Source organism: Pseudomonas sp. Con_6 (assembly GCF_059379395.1).
The window spans coordinates 2,600,113-2,624,675 of the sequence record NZ_CM182011.1; the positions used below are offsets into that span (position 1 = coordinate 2,600,113).

Here is a 24,563-nt window from a genome sequence, read left to right on the forward strand (position 1 = left end):
TTCGCCGATCAGCGCACGGTGGCGGCGTCAATGAACTCGTTGCGGGAGGAAGGGTTGTCGTCAGGGGGCTCGGGTTGGCGCAGCGGAGTGATCAGGTGGGTGTATTCCTCGATCAGCCGGTTCAGCGCCTCCGGGGGCTCGCAGGCCTGGAACTGCATGCGGATCTGCACCTCGTCCGGATCACGGGTGTCGCCTTGGCGGCGAGTCTGCTGACCGACCTTGACGAAGAAACGCTGGTGCGCGGCATCGCTGCACTGGCCGCCGGAGGGGCGGGTGTTCTGGATCTTGACCGAAAGATCCACCTGCATCCGTTCCAGTGCCAGTCCGCGCGGCGCCACCAAGGCGATCAGCGGGATCTTCAGGGTATGCCGGTCGTCCATCGCCACTTCGACCATCTTCGCCTTCATCGGCGCACCCAGTGCCTGGCTGTCATAGTCGAAGAACTGATCGAACAGCTTGATGTACTGCTGGGCGATCAGTCCGGTGGTGGCCGAAGCGGCTTCCTGCAGGCCACGGGTGATGTCGCACAGGTCACTGGTGGCGATCGGTTCCTTGGGGGGCGTTTGCTCCACGTGCAGCATTCCTTATCGAAGTGGCAAGGTGCCCCGCCCGGGGCGGGCGGGGCGGTGGGGCGCAATCAGGCGGGGGCCTGTTGCTCGTTCTTGTCGTTCGGGCCCTTGAGCGCGCTGTCGGTCGGCGGTGCGTCCAGGTTGCTCGCCTCGCTGCTCGCCAGGGTAATGGGCTTGGTCGCCGATTCGGTGAGGTAGTCGATGACCCGCATCAGGGCTTCCGGTGGCCCCTGGCGGGTGACGCGAGTGTGGATGGCGTAGCGCGCGCGGGTGTCGGTCTTGCGGGTTTGCGCCGACTTGTGGCTGACCTGGCCGCGGACATCGACCTTGAACGGGCCCCAGCCAAGGGAGGCGCCGAACTCCGCCGAACCTGCGGTTTCCGTGGTGTCTTCTGCCTGCTGGCTGATGGTCAGTTCGAAATCGATGGTGCCTTCCTCGATCACGATGTTCGGGTGGGTGATCGCAGCCAGCAGGGGAATCTGCATCTTGCGCGACATGGTGCCCTTGTAGACACCCTGTTCGTCGACGATGGACTCGTCATAGTCGAACTGGATGGAGACGGCCTTGCCGTCTTTGATGCAGACGCCCAGCAGGAAGTCTGCGTAGCTTTTGCTCGCCGTGACCTGGGCCTGGATCATGGCTTGCAGAGGGCCGGAGATCATCCGGTCGAGGGGTAGAGCGTTTATTACCGAGCCTATGAGGCCGCTGTCGATGGACATTCAAGAATTCCTTCTCTCGAGGTGCGCGGGATTGCGCGGGTGTTGTGGGAGCGAGTGTGCTCGCTCCCACAGGTTGTGTGTCAGTCAGGGTTCAGTTCAGCGCGAGTGCGCCTCCTGGCGACGGATGTTGCCGATCTGGCGCAGGCTCAGCCCGTACTTGTTGGCCAGTACGCTGCGTGACAGGCCGTTGGAGCTTTCCTCCTGGATCTGCTGGTTGCGCAACTGGCGGTTGAAGTGGTCGCACTTGGGGATCTCCAGGGCCATGCCGGCATAGCGCTTGATCAGCGCCTCCAGCGCTTCGGCCGGGAGGATTTCCGCCAACGAAGTGCGTTCGCGGTGCTTGGGAATGTATTTCGGCCGGCCGCCGTAGATATGGGTCAGGCGGTAGGCGTGTTCGATGCCGATACAGTCGATGAGCATCTGCAGGGAGTGCGGAAGTTGCTCGATGTCGATTCGCTTGAGGTCACAGGATTGCATGATGACTTCCTTGTTTGGGCGTGAGCAAAAAGGTCTCTATCCGGGCCAGGCGAGGCTCGTGCCGGGTGCGGAGCGAAGAGCGGGCACTGGGCTGGCCAGGTGGCGTGAGATCGATTCTCGACCAGGCGTACCGTGGTCGCTAGGTAGCAAGCAGGTCAGGAGCGGTAGCCAAGAAGTCAAAGCACTGTAGGTTTCATGGTCGGGGAAAGTAGGCAGGACAGCTGTATTGGATGTGTATCCCCTGTACTTCCATGCGGCCGGTCAGCACGACCGGCGCATGGTTTGCAAACCTTGATTCAATGGCAAGGTTGGCTGAGCAGGAGGCTGACCTGGCCCATCCAGGGCACGACCGAGCCGCTGAGATTATCCGGTACGGTACGCCAGTCGACGGACAGGCATACGGCACTGAGCGGCGTGCCATTGTCACTGCCGACCACCAGCGGATGGAAATCACGACGATAGTGCGCGCGGGTGCCTTTCTCGGCGCTTGCGCTGTCGGCGCCTTGCAGGGCGACCAATGCCAGTTCGGCGATCTGCTGTTGGGGAACGGTGAAATAGGGCACTTTGCCCGGGGTCAGGTGCCCGGCGCTACGGGTGCGTTGCCACAGTTGTTGCCACTGGCTGCTGCCGGCGTTCTGGGCCAGGCTCGTGGCCAGGCTCAGCAGTTCGGTTTCGGTGAGGTTCTCGGTATTCAGCGCGTGGGCGCCGAGGCTGGTGGACAGCACAAGGCTGCCGAGCAGAAGACGGAAGGACATGGCGTAGGCGGCTCGCAGGAAAAAGGCATGGGCCCGGAGCCATTCATGTTTTCAGCTGCCGCTAGGGGAAAAAACCTGGAAAACATCCTCGGGCAGAACTTGGCGGGGTATCATGGCGCCCGGCCAGTTATCGGCCGTCACCATCGCTGTCGCAAGGATTTTCCAAATGACTCAAAGGCAACGCCTGAAATATTCGATCCTGATGACCCTGGTCTTGATCGCCGCCATGTTGGGCCTGTCCTGGCTGGTCAAGCAGGGCATGCTCACCGAGCAGATGTTCCAGTACATCGCCATGGGCCTGGCAGTCATCTTCGTGGTCATCAACGGCATCCTGCGGCGCAAGGTCAAGCCTTGACGTGGGAGCCGGAGCGGCCGGCACTTGCCGGCCGGTCGCTCAACGTGACGGCGCCTGTTCCAGGACCGCGCGGGCCTGGGGGTTGAGGCTGTAGCACTTGTCGCTGCCCATGCTGATGACGCCCTCGACGCACAGGCGCTTGAGTACCTCGCGCACGCTGAGGAACGACAGCGGGATATCGAGTTTCTCCAACTGGCTGTGAATGCCGCGTACACCAATGGCACGGCCTTCGCGGTCGGCCACGTGCAAGGCGTCGATGACCTTGAGGCGGATCAGGCTGGTGCGCAGGCCGAAGACCCGCAACAGTTCGCGGATCTGTTCGTTGCCAGCGCGTTCGTCGCTGTCCACCGGCTCGCTCTTGACCTGCAATGCAGTGTTTACCTTGCGTCTGTAGCGCAGGGGCTGCGCCGGTTGTTGTTGCGGGTTGTACATGCGAAAAACTCCCTTTCCAGAGTCGGACTGTCCTGCGTACTTGATGACGCTCCCAATCTATAAGACGAATGAGAACGACAAATCTGCAATGTGCGCAGAAAAAAAATCCGCGTTCTTACCTGTAACGAAGCAAACGCCCCTTTACCGTAAATTTTTCATCTGGACTTCGTTCTATCAGGATGCCCCTTTCTCCTGATCCGGCTGGAGTTCGCGTGATCACCATTTCCCCCGTTTCCAGGTTCTGCCTGGCTGCATTTCTCGCCAGCCTCGGCCTTTGTGCCCACGCCCGGGAGAACCCCGGCGAGGTCTCGGCCGAGATCCGCCGTACCACCTTTGGCGTGCCGCATATCCTGGCCAGCGATGACCGTGGCCTGGGCTACGGCATCGGTTATGCCTATGGCCAGGACAACCTGTGCCTGCTGGGCAACGAAGTGGTAACGGTCAATGGCCAGCGCTCGCGCTTCTTCGGCCCGGAGCAGCGCACCCTGGAGCAGCGCAAGAACCTCACCAGCGACCTGTTCTTCACCTGGCTGAACACACCCGTGGCGGTGTCCGCGTTCTGGCAGGCGCAGCCGGCGCCGATCCAGGCCTTGCTCGAAGGCTATGCTCAGGGCTTCAACCGCGCCCTGGCCGAGCGTCGCGCCGCAGGACTGCCGGCCGAATGCCAGCAGGCCGAATGGCTGCGGCCGATCACCGCCTTCGACCTGGTCAAGTTGACCCGCCGGCTGCTGGTGGAAGGCGGTGTCGGCCAGTTCGCCGAAGCCGTGGTCGGCGCCACGCCGCCGAGTGTCGCCGCGCAGCGTGATCTCAAGGATTTCAGCCTGGCCCTGGAAAACCAGCAGCGCTTCGCCTTGGAACGCGGCAGCAATGCCGTGGCCGTGGGCAGCGAGCGTTCGGCCAGCGGGCACAGCATGCTCCTGGCCAACCCGCATTTCCCGTGGCAGGGCGGCATGCGCTTCTACCAGATGCACCTGACCATTCCCGGTCAGCTGGATGTGATGGGCGCGGCGCTGCCGGGGCTGCCGCTGGTCAATATCGGCTTCAACCGGCATCTGGCATGGACTCACACAGTGGACGCCTCGCGGCATTTCACCCTGCATCGACTGCGGCTCGACCCGAAGGACCCGACCCGCTACCTGTTCGACGGCCAGTCGCTGCCTCTGGAGCGCCAGCGCCTGACGGTTACGGTCAAGGGCGCCGACGGCCAGTTGCGTGAAGTGAGCCATGACCTGTTCAGCAGCCGCTTCGGCCCGGTGGTGCAGTGGCCGGGACGCCTGGACTGGACGCCTCAGGCGGCCTTCAGTCTGCACGATGCCAACCTCGACAACACCCGGGTCCTGCAGCAATGGCACGCGATCAACCAGGCCGAAAGCCTGGCCGCATTGCAGGCTTCGGTACAGCGTCTGCAGGGCGTTCCGTGGGTGAATACCCTGGCCACCGATACCAGTGGTCAGGCCCTGTACCTGAACCAGTCGGTGGTGCCTTACGTCGATGCCGAGTTGCTGGGGCGTTGCAGCGACCCGAAGGCCGGACTGGAAATGATCGTTCTCGATGGCTCGCGCAGCGAGTGCAACTGGAAGGTCGACCCACGCGCCGCGCAGCCTGGGATTTTCCCGGCACAGATGCAGCCGCAGTTGAGTCGTGGGGACTTCGTCCAGCACGCCAACGACTCGGCCTGGCTGGTTAACCCGGCACAGCCCCTGAGCGGCTTTTCGCCGCTGATCAGCCGCGACAATCTGCCCCTCGGTCCACGCGCACGCTTTGCCCTGACCCGTCTGGAAAAGCCCGGAAAGCTCGATACCGAGGACCTGAAACGGATGGTCATGGATGACCAGGTATACCTGGCGGACGTGCTGCTGCCTGACCTGCTCAAGTGGTGCGCTGGCGTCGGTGATGACGCCCGTCTGAAAAGTGTCTGCACCGCGCTGGGTCAATGGGACGGAAGGGCCAGCCTGGACGCTGGCCTGGGCCTTGTGCATTTTCAGGTGATCATGCAGGTCCTGCAGGAAAAAGGTGGCTTCTGGCGCGTCGCCTTCAACCCGACGGACCCGCTGCACACTCCGCGCGGGCTGGCCTGGGAGCGCGCGCCCGTGGCGAAGATGCTGCGCGAGGCAGCACTGGCCTCGGCAGCCCGGGTGGCCGGCGCCGACCCTGCGCTGCAATGGGGCCAGATCCAGCAGGCCGCCGACGGCACGCCGATCCACGGCGGTCCGGCCAACCTCGGCGTGTACAACGCGATCCAGAGCATCGATGGCGCGCCGGGCAAGCGCCGGGTGGTCAGCGGCACCAGCTATCTGCAACTGGTGACTTTCGACGACAAGGGGCCCAAGGCTGAAGGCCTGCTGGTGTTCTCGCAATCCAGTGAGGCCGCCTCGCCCCATGGCAGCGACCAGACCCGCGCCTTCTCGGCCAAGCAATGGCAACCGACGCCGTTCACCGAGGCGCAGATCAAGGCCGATCCGCAGTACCGCTCCCAAGTGATTCGCGAAGCGTCGACTTTAGAGGCGGGCGTCAGCCGTTGACGTCTCGCATCAGCAGGCCGTAGGCCAGGTCTGCCTGCTCGGGTACCGGCAGGTAGACCACATGGCCGTCTCCCGGCGCCACTTCCAGCACCTTGCCCTGGCGATCGCGCAGTTGCGCCAGGTCGAAGTGGAAGTTGCCGCCCGGGGTCATCAGTTCCAGATGATCGCCGAGGGCGAAGCGGTTCTTCACCTGGACTTCCGCCAACCCGTCGATTCGCATGCCGGTCAGCTCGCCGACGAACTGCTGGCGATCCGAGACCGAGTTGCCACGCTGGTAGTTCTGGTACTCGTCATGCACGTGGCGGCGCAGGAAGCCCTCGGTGTAGCCGCGCTGGGCCAGGGACTCCAGGTCGAGCATCAGCGAGCGGTCGAACTCGCGACCGGCCGCGGCGTCGTCGATGGCCTGGCGATAGACCTGGGTGGTGCGTGCGCAGTAGAAGTGCGACTTGGTCCGCCCCTCGATCTTCAGTGAATGCACGCCCATGCGCGCCAGGCGCTCGACGTGCTGCACCGCGCGCAGATCCTTGGCGTTCATGATGTAGGTGCCGTGCTCATCCTCGAAGGCCGGCATGTCCTCGTCCGGACGGTTGCTTTCCTGGAGCAGGAACACCTGCTCGGTCGGCGCGCCCAGGCCCAGGGTCGGCTCCACGTGGCGGACAATATCGCCAGTTTCGTTTTCGGTCGCTTCACTGGCCGTGTACTTCCAGCGGCAGGCGTTGGTGCAACTGCCCTGGTTGGCGTCGCGGCGATTGAGGTAGCCGGACAGCAGGCAGCGCCCGGAATAGGCCATGCACAGCGCGCCGTGAACGAACACCTCCAGTTCCATTTCCGGCACCTGCTCGCGGATCTCGCCGATTTCTTCCAGCGACAGTTCCCGCGACAGGATCACACGCGTCAGGCCCAGGCTTTTCCAGAACGCCACGCTGGCCCAGTTCACCGTATTGGCCTGCACCGAGAGGTGGATCGGCATCTGCGGGAAATGCTCGCGTACCAGCATGATCAGCCCCGGGTCGGACATGATCAGCGCGTCCGGGGCCATGGCGATCACCGGCTCCAGGTCCTTGAGGAAGGTCTTCAGCTTGGCGTTGTGCGGGGCGATGTTGACGACCACGTAGAAACGCTTGCCCTGGCTTTGCGCCTCCTTGATGCCGAGGGCCAGGTTGGCGTGGTCGAACTCGTTGTTGCGTACCCGCAGGCTGTAGCGCGGCTGGCCGGCATAGACCGCGTCGGCGCCATAGGCGAAGGCGTAGCGCATGTTCTTCAGGGTGCCGGCGGGGGCGAGCAGTTCGGGCTTGGTCAGGTCGGTCATGATCGGGTCGGGGCAAAAGGCGGGGATGCTACGCCAGCGTTGCGAGCGATTTATTGATCTGGAGCAACGGCACTTTCTCTGGCTTGTACGGCACTAAAGATCAACGCGAACCCTGTGGGAGCGTCCAGTCAATCGGGTGTTAAGGGCCGACATGAGCGAAACAGCGTTGCAAAATAAGACCTTGATCGGCTTGCTGGTCCTGGTGACCCTGGCCTTCCTCTGGATCCTGCTGCCGTACTACGGCGCGGTATTCTGGGCGGTGATCCTCGGCATTCTCTTCGCGCCGATGCAGCGGCGCCTGATCCAGCGTATGGGGCAACGGCGCAACCTGGCGGCCGGCCTGACCCTGCTGACCTGCCTGGTGATCGTGGTGCTGCCGGTGATCGTCGTCAGCGGCCTGCTGGTGCAGGAAGGCGGGATGATCTACAAGCGCATCGAAAGTGGCGACCTGGACATCGCCGGCTATATCGAGCGATTCAAGGATGTCCTGCCACCCGTGGTCCAGCATGGTCTGGAGCGTCTGGGCATCGGTGACCTGGAGGGCTTGCGTGACAAGGTGACGAAGGGCGCGGTGGAGGGTAGTCAGTTCTTCGCCAGCCAGGCCTACAGCTTTGGCCAAAGCACTTTCGAGTTGGTGGTCAGTCTTGGCGTGATGCTGTACCTGCTGTATTTCTTCCTGCGCGACGGTCCCGAACTGGTGCGGCGGATCCGCCAGGCCGTGCCGCTGGCCGAGCAGCAGAAGCGTCGTCTGCAACTGAAGTTCAACCGCGTGGTACGGGCGACGGTGAAGGGCAATCTGCTGGTGGCGATCGCCCAAGGTGCGCTGGGCGGGCTGATCTTCTGGGTGCTGGATGTGCCGAGCCCGCTGTTGTGGGGCGTGCTGATGGCGTTCCTGTCGTTGCTGCCGGCGGTGGGCGCGGGGATCGTCTGGGGACCGGTGGCGGTGTATTTCCTGTTCAGCGGCGCGGTGTGGCAGGGCGTGGTGCTGACGGTGTTCGGCATCTGTGTGATCGGGTTGGTGGACAACCTGCTACGGCCGTTGCTGGTGGGCAAGGATACGCGCTTGCCGGATTACCTGATCCTGGTTTCGACCCTGGGCGGGCTGGCGGTGTTCGGTTTGAACGGGTTTGTGATCGGACCGTTGATCGCGGCGTTATTCGTGTCCAGCTGGGGCATCTTCACCAATACCCGGCCGCAGGTGCAGTTGCCGCCTTGAAATTGGTGTCCGGGGGCAACGCCCGTTCCCACAGGGACCGCGAGCGCCGCAGAACCTTGTGGGAGCGGGCGTTGCCCGCGATGCGATCTCACGAACGCTGAAGAATCAGCGGAAGGTGTAAGACACTCCCGCATACACGCCAAACCCTTCCCCCGGCACCGACCGTGCTGCGTCCGCGCCGTTGTCGTTGTAGTACGGCACCACGATCGCCGCATAACGCTTGTTGGTCAGGTTGCGCAGGTCCAGCCAGGTCTGCCAGTCCTGCTTCGGTGCGTTGTAGCCGAAGGTGGCGCCGAGGATGGCGTAGGCGTCGGCGTCGTAGCTGTTGGCGTAGTCGACTTGCATCTTCGACGCCAGGGTCGTGTTGAGCCCGGCATAGAACCCGCTCGGCAGGTCGAAGCGCAGCTCGCCCTGGTAGTAGTGCATCGGAATGCCCGGCAGGCGGTTGTCGCCGAAGACCTTGTCGTCGCGGTAGTGGAAGTCGTTCAAGGTGTAGGCTTGGCGCAACGACAGGCGGCCGACGGCGGCGCGCTGCCAGAGGGTGCTGTCGAGGCTGGCTTCGATGCCTTGGTGGACGGTTGGGCTGGCGTTGAACTCACCGAGTACGCCGGGCTGGATCTCGACCGAGAGTAATTCGTGACGTACGGCTGCGTAGTACCAGGCCAGATCCCAGCGACCGATATCCGAATCGCCCCGAGCCCCGAGCTCCAGCGTGGTTGCGGTCTGGTTGCGCATCTCGATCGGCTGGGTCTGCTGTAGACCCGCTGGTGTCGGGACCTTCGGCGAGCTCCAGATCAGCGACCACGGATGCGGTGGTTCTACCGAGCGGCTGAGGTTGCCATACAGCTGCAACGCCGGGCTGAGGTCATAGCGCAAGCCGAGCCGGGGCGCGTAGTCCCAGTCATGCTGGCTGACCTTGCCGCCCCAGGCCGGGAAGGTCACGTCGCTTTCCCTTCGGGTGTAGATGGCTGCCAGTCCGCTGGTGAGCCACAGGTCTGGAACCAGTTCCAGTTCGTTCGCGATATGAACGACGGTGTCCGAGCCCTGATACGAGAAATCGCGGGTTTTGTTTCCGACGATGTTGTTCGTTCGCGAGTACTCCGACGCACCACTGTTCGGCAGATGCTTGGTCGTTCGCCAGCCGATGGTGGTCTTGCTCTCATGCCCGAACAGGGTATGCCGGCGCTGATAGTCCAGGGTCCCGCTGACATCGGTGTAGGCCACCTTCAGGCGCATCGGTCCTTCGCGCAGGTCCATCGGGAAATCGTGGTAGACCAGCCCTGCGACCAGTTGTGAATCGTCATCGAGGAAAAAGGTGGTCTTGTTCGCCAGCCAGGTGCTGCCGGGCTGCGGGCGACTGTCGTTGCGGTTCAGGTAGCCGGGGTTGGCATCCCGCGGATGGTGCTTGATCTGGTCCTTTGTCAGGCGGCCGGCCAGTTCGTTGTCGGTTTCCCGGTAGCGCAGGTAGAAGCGGGTTTCCAGGTTCGGGTTGAAGCGGTAGCCGACGTTCGCCGCGATGCCCTTGCTGTCGCCGCTACTGTGTTTCTGGTAGCCGTCGTATTCGCTGTCGGTGAGGGCGACGTAGTAGTCCAGGTCACCCAGCACCTGGCCGGAACTGATGTGGCGCTTCTGATAGCCACGGCTGCCGGTCTCGTAGCGCAACTGCAATGGCGCCGCATCGTAGCCAGTGTGGGTCACGTAGTTGATCGCGCCGCCCAGGGCCAGGGCGCCGCGGTCGAAACCGTTGGCGCCGCGCAGCACTTCGGCGCGGTTCAGCCACAACGGCTCGAAGAGTTCGTACGGGGTGCCACCGGGGCCTGTCAGTGGCAGGCCATCGAACATCACGTAGGTGCCGGAGCCGTGGGCTCCCGGCGCCCGGTTGATGCCAGAGCCACGGATCGACAGGCGAATGCCGTCGTTGCCGGCCGACTGGGCGAACACGCCCGGCTGGTAGGCCAGCACATCCTGATTGCTGGCGACCCGACCCTGTTCGACCCGGCGCATGTCCACCAGGTTGGTACCACCGGGTACTTCCCGCAGGCGTTCCCGCGCGGCCTGCTGTTCGTCCTGTTCCTGCCCCTGGATAAGCACCTGGTCCAGCTCGACGGTCTCGGCGGCCTGAGCGACGGTGCCGCCGGAGAGGGTCAGGCCAAGCAGGTACAGCGAGGAACGCAGGGACAGCGGTGATGACATCGTACAGCTCCAACGAATTTGGTCTGGCAGGCAATGTGAGATCAGACGAACGAAAGGGCAGTGAAATCACCCCCTTTCCTCCATTTATGTTGAGTGACTTTGTTCCAACGATATGTAGCCGTGTTGGCTACAAGTCGTACGACTGGTCCGGGGTGCAACCCCCTCCGTATCGTTCGCTCATCTTCAACCGGCCCGGATGACCCAGGGCCCCGAGCACGGAGCAAGACCATGCCACCTGATTCTGCTGTTACCTCGCTGGCTATCGCCAAAGAGCCCCCCACGCTGACCCGGCGCGAGGGCGAAGTGCTGTATTGGTGTTCCTGTGGGAAAACCTCGTGGGAGATTTCGCAGATCCTCGACTGCAAAGAGTCGACGGTGAATTTCCATGTCGGCAACGTGCTGCGCAAGCTGTCGGTGCATTCCCGGGTTGCTGCCGTGATCAAGGCCTTGCGCTACGGCATTCTCAGCCATCAATCCGGTGTGTCCTGAGTCGAGGGAGGGCGGCAATCATGAGCGATCCGACGACCTCGAGCCTGTCCAGCCTGTTCGTTGGCCTGGGCCTGGCGGCGGCGGTACCGGAAGTCGAGGGCGATGTGCTGTTCGGCTCGGTGCTCGGAGCCTGGCTGGTGGCGAGTACCCGGGGCTTCCTGAAAGCCTGGCAGCGTATCGCTTCGTTGTTGTTGTCGGCGGGTGTCGGCTATCTGTTCACGCCGTTGATGCGCTCGATCGGCCCGTTTCTCTCGGGCGGGGAGGCTGCCTTCATTGGCGCGGTGGTGGTGATCCCCATCGTGATCAAGGTGATGATCTGGCTGGATGGTGCCGACCTTCGCGACATCATCCAGCGTTTGCGGGGCTCATGAGTCGTGCTGGTTGAGCTGCGGCAACCGTTGGCTGATTTTCTCGACCTGCTGTTCCAGTTCGCGCAAGCGCTGTTTTTCCTGGATGGCGAGGGCGATAGCACGCTGGTCCTGCGGGCTGAGCAGACGCAGTTCGGCAATCAGCTGGGTTTCCCAGTCCGGGTCGGCCAGCGGGTTCATGGCCTGGTGGCTGTGGGCGCGAAAGCGCGGCCCTTCGCCCACCAGAAGCCAATCGAGTGAGATACCGTGCTTGTGAGCAAGGTCTACGCATATTGCGTAAGGAATACTGTCGCGGCCTTTCCAACTACTAACGGTCTGCGGGCTTACACCCAGCGCTGAAGATAGCCCAGAGTCGGTGGTTGACTGGGTGACGAGCTTCATCCGGGCAAGTACCGCAGCAAATCCATTAATACTCATAACGAGTAATCCTCTGGGGTGCTGATATAATGTTCGGCAAAAAAATATGCAAACTGCATTCTCTCTCTTTGCAACATTGAGCACTACTCGTTTGGGGAAACTAAATGTCAGAAAGATCCGTTCAAAGCATAGGAAATTTCCTCTGCTTGAATTTTGAGCTTACAGGAGATTGGAATAGGAATGAATTACCGTTATAGCCGCACTGTGCGCTGTTTCCGCATCCCCGGGTCTTTGGCAAGGAGCCAGCCGTGAGTACTTACAAGCTCGTGTGCCCGCATTGCAAAAGCCGCATGCGCATCCGCACCAGCGAGGGGCGGCACATCTTCCTGAGGGTCGCGTACCTGCAGTGCACCACCGAAGCCTGCGGCTGGTCGGTGCGGGCCGAGTTCGAGATGACCCACGAACTATCCCCCAGCGGCATGCCCAATCCGGAGGTGCACCTGCCGCGGGCCGACAGTGAGTTGCGCCGGGCAGCCTTGCCGCCGCCCCGGGATGCCTCGCTGGCAGCAGAAGGGACGGTTATCTGAGGGTGGAATGGGGAAGGGTGCTGCGCACCTGCCCCCGCAAGACCCCTCCACTCAGCCGGCTGAGGTCGCAATTCGCGGCGTCTGAACGTACGCGCACGCAGAGCAAGAGCAATGGCAGAGCAACAGGTAACGATGCCGATGTTGTTTTCGAAGATGAGTCTGTCGTGCCCCCCAAAAAAAACACCCCGCCGAAGCGGGGTGTCTGTTTTTCAGCAGTTTGCTCAGCCGATCAGTTGCAGGCCAGCGTGCTGCACCAGGTCCAGCAGCGGCTGCGGGTAGACGCCGAGGACGAAGGCCAGGATCGCGATGGCCAGCAGCATGACGCCGCCGGTGCGCTGTTCCCAGTTCAATGGTGCATCGTGACGACGCAGGTTCGGCTCGATCAGGTATAGGGTGACCATGACGCGCAGGTAGTAGAACACGCCGATGGCGCTACCCACGACCAGGGCACCGGTCAGCCACCACAGTTGCGACTCGACGCCAGTGGCGATGATGTAGAACTTGCCGATGAAGCCGGCGGTCAGCGGGATGCCGGCCAGGGACAGCATCATCACGGTCAGCACGGCGGTCAGGTACGGACGGCGCCAGAACAGGCCGCGGTACTCGTACAGGGCGTCGGCGTCACGGCCGTTGTACGGCGAGGACATCAGGGTGATCACGCCGAAGGCGCCGAGGCTGGTGATCACGTAGGTGACCAGGTATACGCCGATGGCTTCCAGGGCCAGGCCCTTGCTCGCCACCAGGGCGATCAGCAGGTAGCCGAAGTGGGCGATCGACGAGTAACCCAGCAGGCGCTTGAGGTTGCTCTGGGTCAGGGCCAGCAGGTTACCCACCAGGATCGACGCCACGGCGATCACCGACAGCACGGTGGTCAGCACGCCGCTGCTGGCGGCAGGGGAGAGCATGAACAGGCGCACGACGACGGCGAACACCGCCACCTTGCTCGCGGTGGCGAGGAAGGCCGCGACCGGTGCCGGCGCACCTTCGTAGACGTCCGGAGTCCACAGGTGGAAAGGTACCAGCGACAGCTTGAACGCCAGGCCGACCAGCATCATGCCCAGGCCCAGCTGGGCCATCAGGCTGGGCATGCTGGTGCTGGCCAGGGCTTTGCCGATGGCGTCGAAGGCCAGGCTGCCGGCGTCGGCGTAGAGCAGCGCCATGCCGAACAGCAGGAAGGCCGAGCCAGCGGCCGACAGCACCATGTACTTGATACCGGCTTCCAGCGAACGCTTGTTGAAGAAGGCGTAAGCCACCAGGCCGTAGACCGGTACCGACAGCAGCTCCAGGCCGATGAACAGGCCCGCCAGGTGCTGCGCACTGACCAGTACCAGGCCACCCAGGGCAGCCATCAGGATCAGCAGGTACAGCTCCTCGCGGTTGCCCGGGTAGCCCGAGCCGCCATCACCCAGATAGGCATGGGCGAGGGTGACGCAGGCCAGGGTGGCGACCAGGATCAGCGCCATGTACAGGCAGGCGAACTTGTCGATGGTCAACAGCGGGGTGACCGCCAGGGGCACGACTTTCAGGACCGGCAGGATCGACAGCAGGGCCAGGTTCAGGCCCACGGTCGACAGCAGGAAGGTTTGCGAGTGGTTGCGGCGCCAGGCGATCGCCAGCATCACCACCACGACGGTGATGGTGGTGATCAGCATGGGCGCAAGCGCGATAAAGTGTTGAATCGTCAGGTCCATAGCGCTCTTACCGGGCCGAAGCGAGTTGAGTGAAGGCGGAGCCGAGCCACTGCTGCACACCGCTCATGGTGGCGGCGGAGGTGTCGAGGAATGGCTGCGGATAGACGCCCAGCACGATCAGCAGGACCGCCAGGCCCAGCACCATGATCATTTCGCGGGTATCCATGCCGGCCAGGACTTCTTCCGACTTGGCCGGGCCGAAGTAGGCGCGGTGGATCATGATCAGCGAGTAGACCGAACCGAACACCAGGCCGGAGGTGGCGATGACGGTGACCCATGGTGCGCTGACGAAGCTGCCGATCAGGATCAGGAACTCGCCGACGAAGTTGCCGGTACCCGGCAGGCCGAGGGACGCGGCGGCGAAGAACAGGCTGATGGCCGGCAGGTAGGCGATGCGGTGCCACAGGCCGCCCATCTGGCGCATGTCACGGGTGTGCAGGCGCTCGTACAGCTGGCCGCTGAGGATGAACAGTGCCGCTGCCGACAGACCGTGAGCCAGCATCTGGATCACCGCGCCTTGCAGGGCCTGCTGGCTGCCGGAGTAGATGCCGATCAGCACGAAGCCCATGTGCGAGACGCTGGAGAAGGCGATCAGGCGCTTGATGTCGGTCTGGGCGAAGGCCAGGAAGGCACCGTAGAAGATGCCGATCAGGCCCAGGGTCATGGCGATCGGCGCGAACTCTGCCGAAGCGTTGGGGAACAGCGGCAGGGCGAAGCGCAGCAGGCCGTAGGCCGCGGTCTTCAGCAGGATACCGGCGAGGTCGACGGAACCGGCGGTCGGGGCCTGGGCGTGAGCGTCAGGCAGCCAGGAGTGGAACGGTACTACCGGCAGCTTGACCGCGAAGGCGATGAAGAAGCCGAGCATCAGCAGGTATTCGGTACCGGCCGGCAGGTCGGCCTTCAGCAACTGGGTGTAGTCGAAGGTGATCACACCGGTGTTGTTGAAGTTGACCAGCACCAGGCCCAGGATCGCCACCAGCATGATCAGGCCGCTGGCCTGGGTGAAGATGAAGAACTTGGTCGCCGCGTAGATCCGGGTCTTCTTGCCGTCGGAGGAGCTGTGACCCCAGAGCGCGATGAGGAAGTACATCGGCACCAGCATCATTTCCCAGAAGAAGAAGAACAGGAACAGGTCGAGGGCGAGGAACACGCCGACCACGCCGCCGAGGATCCACATCAGGTTGAGGTGGAAGAAGCCGACGTGGCGCTGGATCTCTTTCCACGAGCAGAGCACGGACAGCACACCGAGCAGGCCGGTGAGCAGGATCATCAGCAGCGACAGGCCGTCGAGGGCCAGGTGCAGGCTGATGCCGAAGCGCTCGATCCAGAGGACCTTGAACTCGACCGCCCACTGTGGCGCAGCGCCAGGAGCGGGGGCGAGGGTGTAGTCACCGTGTGCCCACAGCCAGAGGCCGATACCGAGCAGCAGGGACATGGTCAGCAGCGCGATGTAGCGCGGCAGGGTGGCGCCGAAGCGCTCACCCAGCCAGCACAGCAGGCCGCCGATGAAGGGGATCAGGATCAGCCAAGGCAAAATCATGACGGGCTCAATTCCTTTCGCAAAGTCGCAAGGTTCATATCAGGCCGCAGCCATCAGGACGGCGCCGAGTACAAGCACGGCACCCACGGCGATCGAAGCGGTGTACCAGCGCAGCTGACCGGTTTCGGTCTTGCTCATGGCGGCATGTCCGCCACGGGCCAGGCGCGGGATCAGGCCAATGGTGCGGTCGACCGGGTCGCGACGCAGGATGTGGCTGATCAACAGGTAAGGCTTGACGAACAGCTTGTCGTAGATCCAGTCGAAGCCCCAGGCGGCGAACCACCAGGCGGACAGGACACGGCCGAGGCTGCTGTTGGCTACCGCCGTGACGAAGCGACGCTTGCCGAGGAACAGCAGGGCCGACAGCAGGATACCGGCGATGGCGATGGCGCCCGAGGCGATTTCCAGGCTGTGCTTGGCTTCGCCGCCGGCATGGCCCGCGCTTTCCGGCAGCACGCCGGCCAGCGGTGGGTGGATCCAGGCGCCGACGAAGGTCGACAGGACGATCAGCACGCCCAGCGGCAGCCAGTGCGAAATGCCGTGGCCGGCATGGGCTTCGGTCTTGGCTTCGCCGTGGAAGGCGATGAAGATCAGGCGGAAGGTGTACAGCGAGGTCATGAAGGCACCGACCAGGCCGGCGTACAGCAGGCCGGTATGGCCGCTGGCGAAGGCTTCCCAGAGGATCTCGTCCTTGGAGTAGAAGCCCACGGTAACCAGTGGCAGGGCCGCCAGGGCCGCGCCGCCGACGACGAAGCTGGCGTAGGCCAGCGGCAGCTTCTTCCACAGGCCGCCCATCTTGAAGATGTTCTGCTCGTGGTGGCAGGCGACGATCACCGCACCGGAGGCAAGGAACAGCAGGGCCTTGAAGAAGGCGTGGGTCATCAGGTGGAAGATCGCTGCGTCCCAGGCACCGACGCCCAGGGCCAGGAACATGTAGCCGATCTGGCTCATGGTCGAGTAGGCGAGGATACGCTTGATGTCGGTCTGCACCAGGGCGGCGAAGCCGGCCAGGACCAGGGTGACACCGCCGACCACGCCGACCAGGTGCAGCACGTCCGGCGCCAGCAGGAACAGGCCGTGGGTACGGGCGATCAGGTAGACGCCCGCGGTCACCATGGTCGCGGCGTGGATCAGTGCCGAAACCGGAGTAGGACCGGCCATCGCGTCCGCCAGCCAGGTCTGCAGCGGCAGCTGGGCGGATTTACCGACCGCACCACCGAGCAGCATCAGGGTCGCCAGGACCATCCAGGTGTCGCCCGCCTGGAACTTCTGCGGGGCCAGCACCAGCAGTTCCTGGATGTTCAGGGTGCCGAGCTGCTGGAACAGGATGAACAGGCCGATGGCCATGAACACGTCGCCGATACGGGTGACGATGAAGGCTTTGAGTGCCGCGTTACCGTTGTTGCGGTTGCTGTAGTAGAAACCGATCAACAGGTACGAGCACAGGCCCACGCCTTCCCAACCGAAGTAGATGAACAGCAGGTTGTCGCCCAGGATCAGGAACAGCATGCTGGCAATGAACAGGTTGGTGTAGGAGAAGAAGCGCGAGTAGCCCGCTTCACCGCGCATGTACCAGGAGGCGAACAGGTGGATCAGGAAGCCGACGCCGACCACCACGCCCAGCATGGTGACCGACAGGCCGTCCAGGTGCAGGGTGAAGGTCGGGGCGAAGCCGTCGACCGACATCCACGTCCACAGCAGTTGCGAGTACACGCCGTTTTCCGGTGGCGCGACATTGAACTGGAAGATCACCCAGGCGGCGACGATCGCCGACAGGCCGATCGAGCCGACACCGATCAGCGCCGAGAGGTTCTCCGAGAAACGACCACGGGAGAACGACAGCAGCAAAAAGCCGATCAGGGGGAATACGAAAGTCAGGAAGAGAAGGTTCATCCGCGCATCTCACTGGCTGCATCGATATCGAGAGTGTGGAAGCGGCGATACAGCTGCAGCAGGATCGCCAGGCCGATACTGGCCTCGGCGGCTGCCAGGCTGATCACCAGGATGAACATGATCTGCCCATCCGGCTGCGCCCAGCGGGCGCCAGCAACGATGAACGCCAGTGCCGAGGCGTTCATCATGATTTCCAGACTCATCAGCACGAAGAGAATGTTGCGGCGGACCATCAGGCCGACCAGACCGAGGCAGAACAGGATGCCGGCGACGGCCAGACCGTGTTCGAGAGGAATTGCAGGCATGTGATTACTCCTTCGCCTCGTTGCGGCCGACGTGGAAGGCCGTCACCACTGCGGCGAGCAGCAGCATGGAGGCCAGTTCAACTACCAGCAGGTACGGACCGAACAGGCTGATGCCGACGGCCTTGGCGTCAACGGTGGTGTGGCCGATGGCCGCACCGCTCGGGGTGACGAACAGCACGTACATCAGTTCGAGCAGCAGCAGGGCGGCGAGGAACACCGGCCCGGCCCAGATGCCCGGGGTCAGCCAGCCACGTTCCTGAGCGACCGAGGCCGGACCCAGGTTGAGCATCATCACCACGAAGACGAACAGCACCATGATGGCACCGGCGTAGGCGATCACTTCCAGGGCCCCTGCGAACGGAGCGCCGAGGGCGAAGAACGTCATCGCCACGGAGATCAGGGAGATGATCAGGTAGAGCAGGGCGTGCACGGGGTTGGTGTTGGTGACTACCCGCAGGGTGGACACCACGGCAACGCCGGATGCGAAATAGAAAGCGAATTCCATCTTTCTTCCTTAAGGGAGCAAGCTCTTCACGTTGATCGGCTCGGCTTCGTTCTGCGCGGCGCCTTTCGGCTTGCCGGCAACCGCCATACCTGCAACACGGTAGAAGTTGTAGTCGGGATTCTTGCCGGGGCCGGAGATCAGCAGATCTTCTTTCTCGTACACCAGGTCCTGACGTTTGAACTCGGCCATTTCGAAATCCGGGGTGAGCTGGATCGCGGTGGTCGGGCAGGCTTCCTCGCAGAGGCCGCAGAAGATGCAGCGCGAGAAGTTGATGCGGAAGAACTCGGGGTACCAGCGTCCGTCATCGGTCTCGGCTTTCTGCAGCGAGATGCAACCTACCGGGCAGGCCACGGCACACAGGTTGCACGCTACGCAGCGCTCTTCGCCATCGGGGTCGCGGGTCAGGACGATGCGGCCACGGTAGCGTGGCGGCAGGTAGACCGGCTCTTCCGGGTATTGCAGGGTGTCGCGCTTGCGGAACCCGTGGGAGAACACCATCACCAGGCTGCGCAGCTGGGTGCCGGTGCCTTTAACGATGTCGCCAATATACTTGAACATGGGTCAAATCCTCACTGGGCCGCAACAGCTGGCGTGTTGAGCAACACGATCGCAGCGGTCACCAGCAAATTGATCAGGGTCAGCGGCAGGCAGAACTTCCAGCTGAAGTCCATCACCTGGTCATAGCGCGGGCGCGGGATCGAGGCGCGCAGCAGGATGAACAGCATGATGAAGAAGCCGGTCTTCAGGGCGAACCAGACGAACGGGATCTGCGGCAGGATGTCGAACGGACCGTGCCAGCCACCGAAGAACAGGGTTACCAGCAGCGCCGAGATCAGGATGATGCCGATGTACTCGCCGACGAAGAACATGCCCCATTTCATGCCGGCATACTCGATGTGGTAGCCGTCGGCCAGTTCCTGCTCCGCTTCCGGCTGGTCGAACGGGTGACGGTGGGTCACGGCGACGCCGGCGATGAAGAAGGTACAGAAGCCGAAGAACTGCGGAATGATGAACCACAGGTTCTGCGCCTGGTACTCGACGATGTCGCGCATGTTGAAGGAGCCGGCCTGGACCACCACACCCATCAGCGCCAGGCCCATGAACACTTCATAGGACACGGTCTGGGCCGAGGCCCGCAGGCTGCCGAGCAGGGCGTACTTGTTGTTCGACGACCAGCCCGCGAACAGTACGGCGTATACCGACAGGCCAGCCATGGCGAAGAAGAACAGCAAGCCGATGTTCAGGTCCGCGACACCCCAGGTCGGGGTGATCGGGATGATCGCGAAGGCAATCAGCAGTGCGCTCATGGCGACCACTGGAGCCAGGGTGAAGATCATCCGGTCGACGAAGGGCGGGTTCCAGTCTTCCTTGAAGAACATCTTCAGCATGTCGGCAGCGATCTGGAACATGCCGAACGGGCCGACGCGGTTCGGACCGTAGCGGTCCTGCCACCAGCCCAGCAGGCGCCGCTCGACGAAGCTGAGCAGGGCACCGCAGACCACGACCGCCAGCAGGATCACCACGGCCTTGACGACGGTGAGGATCACATCGATCACTTCGGGGGTGAACCAGGTCATTGTGCTGCCTCCTGCAGGCCTTCGACGGATGCACCGAAGATGGCAGGCGGGATGCCGGCCAGGCCTTTCGGCAGGGCAACCAGGCCAGCGCCCAGTTCTTCATTGATGCGCAGCGGCAGGCGCAGGGTAGTGCCTGCGACGTTGAGGCTGAGCAGGGCACCTTCGTTGACGCCCAGGCGGTCGGCTTCCGACTTGGCCAGCGCGACGTAAGGCTGCGGGATGCGCTCCTGCACCGGGGCGGCGCGGGAGGAGTTCTCCTCGCTGCCGAACAGGTGGTAGAACGGAACCGCCTGCCAGGTGCCACGGGCCGGAGCGAAGGCGCCCGGAACGCTGGCGAACCAGGTCAGGTTGTCGCCCTTGCTCTCGATCAGTCGGGTGCCCGGATCGCCAGCACGCAGGTGACCACCGACCTCGTCCTGGAACTTGTTCCAGGCTTGCGGCGAGTTCCAGCCTGGCGACCAGGCGAACGGCACCTGGGAACGCGGTTCGGCGGAGCCCGAGTAGCCTTCCATGGAGAAGGCGAAGGCGGTGTCCTTGTCCTGCGGGGTGCGCGGCTCGTGCACGCTGATGTTGGCGCGCATGGCGGTACGACCGGAGTAGCGCAGCGGCTCGCGTGCCAGCTTCATGCCCTTGATGCGGAACGCTGCGGATGGCGCGGCGTTGACGATGCCGGCCAGTTGCGGCGCGGCAGCGGCGGTGGCGCTGGTCACGTGGTCCAGTTGGGTCCAGTCCACCGGTTTGTTCAGCAGGGTCGCACGCAGGGCGTGCATCCAGCGCCAGCCTTCGTGGACTAGGATGCTGCTGTCCAGGTAGGTCGGATCGAACACCTGGAAGAAGCGCTGGGCACGGCCTTCCTGGCTGACCAGGGTACCGTCGCCTTCGGCAAAGGACGCCGCCGGCAGCACCAGGTGGGCGCGGTCGGTGGTGGCGGTCTTCGAGTGGTCGGCAACGATGATGACTTTTGCCGCTGCGAAGGCAGCGTCGACCTTGGCGGCCGGCACGCGGCTGTACAGGTCGTTTTCCAGGACGACGATGGCGTCGGCCTTGCCGGCGATCACGGCGTCGAGGGCGGCGTCGACGGAGTCGCCACCGAGCATGGCCATGCCGATGCTGTTGGCTTCCGGCACCACCAGGCTCAGGGAGCCGGCTTTCTCACGCAGCTTCAGGGCCTTGGCGATGTTGGCTGCGGCTTCGATCAGGGCTTTCTCGCCCAGCGAGCCACCGGACACGATCAGCGGACGCTTGGCGGCGACCAGGGCATCAGCGATGCGCTTGGCCAGTTCCAGGGCCTCGGCGTCCAGGCCTTCGACGGCCGGGGCGCTCGGGTCGATGGCGTGGGCCACGGCGAAACCGATGCGGGCCAGGTCGGCCGGGGCTGCGTGCACGCACTCTTCGGCGACGTCATCCAGCTTGGTCTCGGCCAGGCTGGCGATGAACAGCGGGTACAGCGCGTGCTGGCCGATGTTCTTCACCGCAGCGTCGAGCCATGGCTGCACTTTCATCGCTTCAGCCATGGCCTCGGCCTTGCCCTTGGTGGCCTGGCGCACGGCCAGGGCGACGCGGGCGGCGGTCTGGGTCAGGTCTTCGCCGAGGACGAACACGGCGTCGTGGTCCTCGATGTCGCGCAGGGTAGGGACCGGCAACGGGCTGTCGTTCAGCACCTGCAGGACCAGGCGTACGCGCTCCAGCTCAGCAGCTTCCATACCCGAGTAGAAGTACTCGGCACCGACCAGCTCGCGCAGGCCGTAGTTGCTTTCCAGGCTGGCGCGTGGCGAACCGATGCCGACGATGGTGCGGCCGCGCAGCAGCTCGGCGGCCTTGTCCAGGGCAGCGTCCAGGCCCAGCTTGCTGCCGTCGGCCAGATGTGGCTGGCGTGGGCGGTCGGCACGGTTGACGTAGCCGTAGCCGAAACGGCCGCGGTCGCACAGGAAGTACTGGTTGACCGAGCCGTTGAAGCGGTTCTCGATCCGGCGCAGTTCACCGTAGCGCTCGCCCGGACTGATGTTGCAACCGCTGGAGCAGCCGTGGCAGATGCTCGGGGCGAACTGCATGTCCCACTTGCGGTTGTAGCGCTCGGAGTGGGTCTTGTCGGTGAACACGCCGGTCGGGCAGACCTCGGTCAGGTTGCCGGAGAACTCGCTCTCCAGAGCACCGTCCTCGACGCGGCCAAAGTAGACGTTGTCGTGGGCACCGTAGACGCCCAGGTCGGTACCACCGGCGTAGTCCTTGTAGTAGCGCACGCAGCGATAGCAGGCGATGCAGCGGTTCATCTCGTGGGCGATGAACGGGCCGAGCTCCTGGTTCTGGTGGGTACGCTTGGTGAAACGGTAGCGGCGCTCGTTGTGGCCGGTCATTACCGTCATGTCCTGCAGGTGGCAGTGACCGCCTTCCTCGCACACCGGGCAGTCGTGCGGGTGGTTGGTCATCAGCCATTCGACGACACTGGCGCGGAACGCCTTGGACTCGTCGTCGTCGATGGAAATCCAGGTGCCGTCGGAGGCTGGGGTCATGCAGGACATGACGATGCGACCACGGGTGTCGTTCTCGTCGGTGTACTGCTTGACTGCGCACTGCCGGCACGCGCCAACGCTACCGAGCGCCGGGTGCCAGCAGAAATAGGGGATGTCGAGGCCGAGCGACAGACACGCCTGTAACAGGTTGTCTGCACCGTTGACTTCGAGCGCTTTGCCGTCTACGTGGATAGTGGCCATGGTTCAAAGTTCTTCGTTGGCCCGCGTGAGCGGGTGTGGCTAATGGAAATCGGTGTGCCCGCGGCTCGCGCGAATCAATCGGGCGAGCCTGCGTGGCTGGCGGAGAGCACGGACCCTCCGCTTTTTCATCTTGTTATGCGCCGACCACAATCGGCTTCGCCAGGTTCGGGCGCAGGGTTTCACCGGCTGGACTGCTGGCGACACCGGCCTCGAACTCGGAGCGGAAGTATTTGATGGCACTGCCCAGCGGCTCGACGGCACCCGGTGCGTGAGCACAGAAGGTACGGCCCGGGCCGAGGAAGTTGACCAACTGCAGCAGGGTGTCGATGTCCTCGCGCTTGCCCTGGCCTTTCTCCAGCGCGCGCAACATCTTCACGCTCCATGGCAGGCCGTCGCGGCACGGGGTGCACCAGCCGCAGGATTCGCGGGCGAAGAACTCTTCCATGTTGCGTAGCAGGGAAACCATGCTGATGCTGTCGTCCACCGCCATGGCCAGGCCAGTACCCATCCGGGTGCCGACCTTGGCGATGCCACCGGCGTACATCTGTGCATCGAGGTGCTCAGGCAAGAGGAAGCCGGTACCGGCGCCGCCTGGCTGCCAGCACTTGAGCTTGTAGCCGTCGCGCATGCCACCGGCGTAGTCCTCGAACAGCTCACGGGCGGTGACGCCGAAAGGCAGCTCCCAAAGGCCCGGGTTCTTCACCTTGCCGGAGAAGCCCATCAGCTTGGTGCCGTGGTCCTCGCTGCCTTCGCGGGCCAGCGACTTGTACCAGTCGACGCCGCCATCGACGATGGCCGGCACGTTGCACAGGGTCTCGACGTTGTTGACGCAGGTCGGCTTGCCCCAGACGCCGACGGCGGCAGGGAAGGGCGGCTTGGAGCGCGGGTTGGCGCGGCGGCCTTCCAGCGAGTTGATCAGTGCGGTTTCTTCACCGCAGATGTAGCGGCCGGCACCGGTGTGCACGAACAGCTCGAAATCGAAGCCGCTGCCGAGGATGTTCTTGCCCAGCAGGCCTGCGGCCTTGGCTTCATCGATGGCACGGTTCAGGTTTTTCGCGGCGGTGGTGTACTCGCCACGCAGGAAGATGTAACCACGGTAGGCCTTGAGGGCGCGGGCGCTGATCAGCATGCCCTCGACCAACAGATGGGGCTGTTGCTCCATCAGCATGCGGTCCTTCCAGGTGTTCGGTTCCATTTCGTCCGCGTTGCACAGCAGGTAGCGGATGTTCATGGATTCGTCTTTCGGCATCAGGCCCCACTTCACGCCAGTGGGGAAGCCTGCACCGCCGCGGCCCTTGAGGCCGGAGTCCTTGACCGTTTGCACGATGTCGTCCTGGGACATCTGCGAGAACGCCTTGCGCGCGGCGGCGTAGCCGTTCTTCGCCTGGTACTCGTCGAGCCACACCGGCTCGCCGTCATCGCGCAGACGCCAGGTCAGCGGATGGGTCTCGGCACTGCGCGCGATGCGGTTGGCCGGGCCGAAGGAAGTGATGGTCATACGTAACCCTCCAGCAGTTTGGCGACACCGGCCGGCTGCACGTCACCGAAGGTGTCGTCATCGATCATCAGGGCCGGAGCCTTGTCGCAGTTGCCCAGACAGCAAACCGGCAGCAGGGTGAAGCGACCGTCCGGGGTGGTCTGGCCGAGGCCGATACCCAGTTCGCTCTGGATCTGGCCGACCACGGATTCGTGGCCGCCGATGTAGCAGACCATGCTGTCGCAGACGCGGATGATGTGGCGACCGACCGGCTGGCGGAAGATCTGGCTATAGAAGGTGGCCACGCCTTCGACGTCGCTGGCCGGGATGCCGAGGATCTCGCCGATGGCGTGGATGGCGCCGTCCGGCACCCAGCCGCGCTGCTTCTGGACGATCTTCAGGGCTTCGATGGACGCCGCGCGCGGGTCCTCGTAGTGATGCATCTCGTGCTCGATGGCCGAGCGCTCGGTCTCGCTCAGGGCGAAACGGTCGGTTTGGATAAGCGTGCTGTTCATG

The 24,563-nt window shown here is 63.7% G+C and carries 24 protein-coding genes; 6 read left to right on the forward strand and 18 right to left on the reverse strand.

The features are described from left to right. Positions 1 to 8 precede the first annotated feature (8 nt). The 4 genes from AC5QPF_RS11615 to AC5QPF_RS11630 form a co-directional block, all read right to left on the reverse strand. Positions 9 to 545, reverse strand: a complete 537-nt coding sequence (locus AC5QPF_RS11615; protein WP_494964159.1) for a DUF2589 domain-containing protein — start codon at positions 543 to 545, stop codon at positions 9 to 11. A gap of 92 nt (positions 546 to 637) precedes the next feature. Continuing rightward, complete coding sequence (locus AC5QPF_RS11620; RefSeq protein WP_494963347.1) at positions 638 to 1,288, reverse strand: DUF2589 domain-containing protein; 651 nt, start codon at positions 1,286 to 1,288, stop codon at positions 638 to 640. A gap of 96 nt (positions 1,289 to 1,384) precedes the next feature. After that, a complete protein-coding gene (locus AC5QPF_RS11625; RefSeq protein WP_458976221.1) occupies positions 1,385 to 1,765 on the reverse strand; it encodes a Mor transcription activator family protein in 381 nt (126 codons plus the stop codon). Between the two features lie 296 nt (positions 1,766 to 2,061). After that, positions 2,062 to 2,520 (reverse strand): hypothetical protein, encoded by a 459-nt coding sequence (locus tag AC5QPF_RS11630; protein WP_494963348.1) that lies wholly within the window; start codon positions 2,518 to 2,520, stop codon positions 2,062 to 2,064. 166 nt (positions 2,521 to 2,686) lie between these two features. Between AC5QPF_RS11630 and AC5QPF_RS11635 the strand changes: the two genes are divergently transcribed. Then, entirely contained in the window at positions 2,687 to 2,875 is a 189-nt protein-coding gene (locus AC5QPF_RS11635; RefSeq protein ID WP_494963349.1) for a hypothetical protein, read from the forward strand. A 39-nt stretch (positions 2,876 to 2,914) separates the two neighbouring features. On the opposite strand, the gene AC5QPF_RS11640 is transcribed toward AC5QPF_RS11635, so the two are convergent. Then, entirely contained in the window at positions 2,915 to 3,307 is a 393-nt protein-coding gene (locus tag AC5QPF_RS11640) for a fe2+ zn2+ uptake regulation protein (RefSeq protein WP_494963350.1), read from the reverse strand. A 179-nt stretch (positions 3,308 to 3,486) separates the two neighbouring features. On the opposite strand from AC5QPF_RS11640, the gene pvdQ reads away from it, so the two are divergent. After that, complete coding sequence (gene pvdQ / locus AC5QPF_RS11645; RefSeq protein ID WP_494963351.1) at positions 3,487 to 5,829, forward strand: bifunctional acylase PvdQ; 2,343 nt, start codon at positions 3,487 to 3,489, stop codon at positions 5,827 to 5,829. Here the strand turns inward: pvdQ and trhP are convergent. Beyond that, complete coding sequence (gene trhP / locus AC5QPF_RS11650) at positions 5,819 to 7,138, reverse strand: prephenate-dependent tRNA uridine(34) hydroxylase TrhP (protein ID WP_494963352.1); 1,320 nt, start codon at positions 7,136 to 7,138, stop codon at positions 5,819 to 5,821. The genes pvdQ and trhP overlap by 11 nt on opposite strands. Before the next feature lie 151 nt (positions 7,139 to 7,289). On the opposite strand from trhP, the gene AC5QPF_RS11655 reads away from it, so the two are divergent. Beyond that, the gene (locus AC5QPF_RS11655) at positions 7,290 to 8,354 is read left to right on the forward strand and encodes an AI-2E family transporter (RefSeq protein WP_494963353.1); all 1,065 of its coding nucleotides are present in this window, start codon (positions 7,290 to 7,292) and stop codon (positions 8,352 to 8,354) included. Positions 8,355 to 8,459: 105 nt separating this feature from the next. On the opposite strand, the gene AC5QPF_RS11660 is transcribed toward AC5QPF_RS11655, so the two are convergent. After that, a complete protein-coding gene (locus AC5QPF_RS11660) occupies positions 8,460 to 10,547 on the reverse strand; it encodes a TonB-dependent receptor domain-containing protein (protein WP_494963354.1) in 2,088 nt (695 codons plus the stop codon). A gap of 228 nt (positions 10,548 to 10,775) precedes the next feature. Here AC5QPF_RS11660 and AC5QPF_RS11665 point away from each other — a divergent pair, with 228 nt between their 5' ends. Further along, positions 10,776 to 11,036, forward strand: a complete 261-nt coding sequence (locus AC5QPF_RS11665; protein ID WP_494963355.1) for a LuxR C-terminal-related transcriptional regulator — start codon at positions 10,776 to 10,778, stop codon at positions 11,034 to 11,036. Positions 11,037 to 11,056: 20 nt separating this feature from the next. Next, positions 11,057 to 11,407: a putative holin gene (locus tag AC5QPF_RS11670; protein WP_494963356.1), complete on the forward strand. Its 351-nt coding sequence runs from the start codon at positions 11,057 to 11,059 to the stop codon at positions 11,405 to 11,407. Here the strand turns inward: AC5QPF_RS11670 and AC5QPF_RS11675 are convergent. Then, a complete protein-coding gene (locus AC5QPF_RS11675; protein ID WP_494963357.1) occupies positions 11,402 to 11,821 on the reverse strand; it encodes a helix-turn-helix domain-containing protein in 420 nt (139 codons plus the stop codon). The two genes, AC5QPF_RS11670 and AC5QPF_RS11675, sit on opposite strands and share 6 nt — an antisense overlap. A 248-nt stretch (positions 11,822 to 12,069) precedes the next feature. On the opposite strand from AC5QPF_RS11675, the gene AC5QPF_RS11680 reads away from it, so the two are divergent. Then, positions 12,070 to 12,348: an ogr/Delta-like zinc finger family protein gene (locus AC5QPF_RS11680; protein WP_494963358.1), complete on the forward strand. Its 279-nt coding sequence runs from the start codon at positions 12,070 to 12,072 to the stop codon at positions 12,346 to 12,348. 221 nt (positions 12,349 to 12,569) lie between these two features. Here AC5QPF_RS11680 and nuoN read toward each other — a convergent pair whose 3' ends face one another. From nuoN to nuoE, 10 genes are all read right to left on the reverse strand, one after another. Next, positions 12,570 to 14,039 (reverse strand): NADH-quinone oxidoreductase subunit NuoN, encoded by a 1,470-nt coding sequence (gene nuoN, locus AC5QPF_RS11685; protein ID WP_494963359.1) that lies wholly within the window; start codon positions 14,037 to 14,039, stop codon positions 12,570 to 12,572. Between the two features lie 7 nt (positions 14,040 to 14,046). Next, entirely contained in the window at positions 14,047 to 15,579 is a 1,533-nt protein-coding gene (nuoM, locus tag AC5QPF_RS11690) for an NADH-quinone oxidoreductase subunit M (protein ID WP_330077026.1), read from the reverse strand. Between the two features lie 39 nt (positions 15,580 to 15,618). Continuing rightward, entirely contained in the window at positions 15,619 to 17,472 is a 1,854-nt protein-coding gene (gene nuoL, locus AC5QPF_RS11695) for an NADH-quinone oxidoreductase subunit L (protein ID WP_494963360.1), read from the reverse strand. Beyond that, positions 17,469 to 17,777: an NADH-quinone oxidoreductase subunit NuoK gene (nuoK, locus tag AC5QPF_RS11700; RefSeq protein ID WP_042125487.1), complete on the reverse strand. Its 309-nt coding sequence runs from the start codon at positions 17,775 to 17,777 to the stop codon at positions 17,469 to 17,471. The genes nuoL and nuoK overlap by 4 nt, the downstream gene beginning before the upstream one ends. 4 nt (positions 17,778 to 17,781) lie before the next feature. Then, positions 17,782 to 18,282: an NADH-quinone oxidoreductase subunit J gene (gene nuoJ / locus AC5QPF_RS11705; RefSeq protein WP_458976236.1), complete on the reverse strand. Its 501-nt coding sequence runs from the start codon at positions 18,280 to 18,282 to the stop codon at positions 17,782 to 17,784. Positions 18,283 to 18,291: 9 nt separating this feature from the next. After that, positions 18,292 to 18,840 carry an NADH-quinone oxidoreductase subunit NuoI gene (nuoI, locus tag AC5QPF_RS11710; protein WP_042125483.1) on the reverse strand — a complete coding sequence of 183 codons (549 nt, stop codon included), beginning with the start codon at positions 18,838 to 18,840 and terminating at the stop codon, positions 18,292 to 18,294. 11 nt (positions 18,841 to 18,851) lie between these two features. Then, the gene (gene nuoH / locus AC5QPF_RS11715) at positions 18,852 to 19,859 is read right to left on the reverse strand and encodes an NADH-quinone oxidoreductase subunit NuoH (RefSeq protein ID WP_494963361.1); all 1,008 of its coding nucleotides are present in this window, start codon (positions 19,857 to 19,859) and stop codon (positions 18,852 to 18,854) included. Beyond that, entirely contained in the window at positions 19,856 to 22,570 is a 2,715-nt protein-coding gene (gene nuoG / locus AC5QPF_RS11720; protein ID WP_494963362.1) for an NADH-quinone oxidoreductase subunit NuoG, read from the reverse strand. Before nuoG ends, nuoH begins: the two co-directional genes overlap by 4 nt. A 133-nt stretch (positions 22,571 to 22,703) precedes the next feature. Next, the gene (nuoF, locus tag AC5QPF_RS11725) at positions 22,704 to 24,068 is read right to left on the reverse strand and encodes an NADH-quinone oxidoreductase subunit NuoF (protein ID WP_494963363.1); all 1,365 of its coding nucleotides are present in this window, start codon (positions 24,066 to 24,068) and stop codon (positions 22,704 to 22,706) included. Further along, positions 24,065 to 24,562, reverse strand: a complete 498-nt coding sequence (nuoE, locus tag AC5QPF_RS11730; protein ID WP_042125476.1) for an NADH-quinone oxidoreductase subunit NuoE — start codon at positions 24,560 to 24,562, stop codon at positions 24,065 to 24,067. The genes nuoF and nuoE overlap by 4 nt, the downstream gene beginning before the upstream one ends. Position 24,563: the final 1 nt, after the last annotated feature.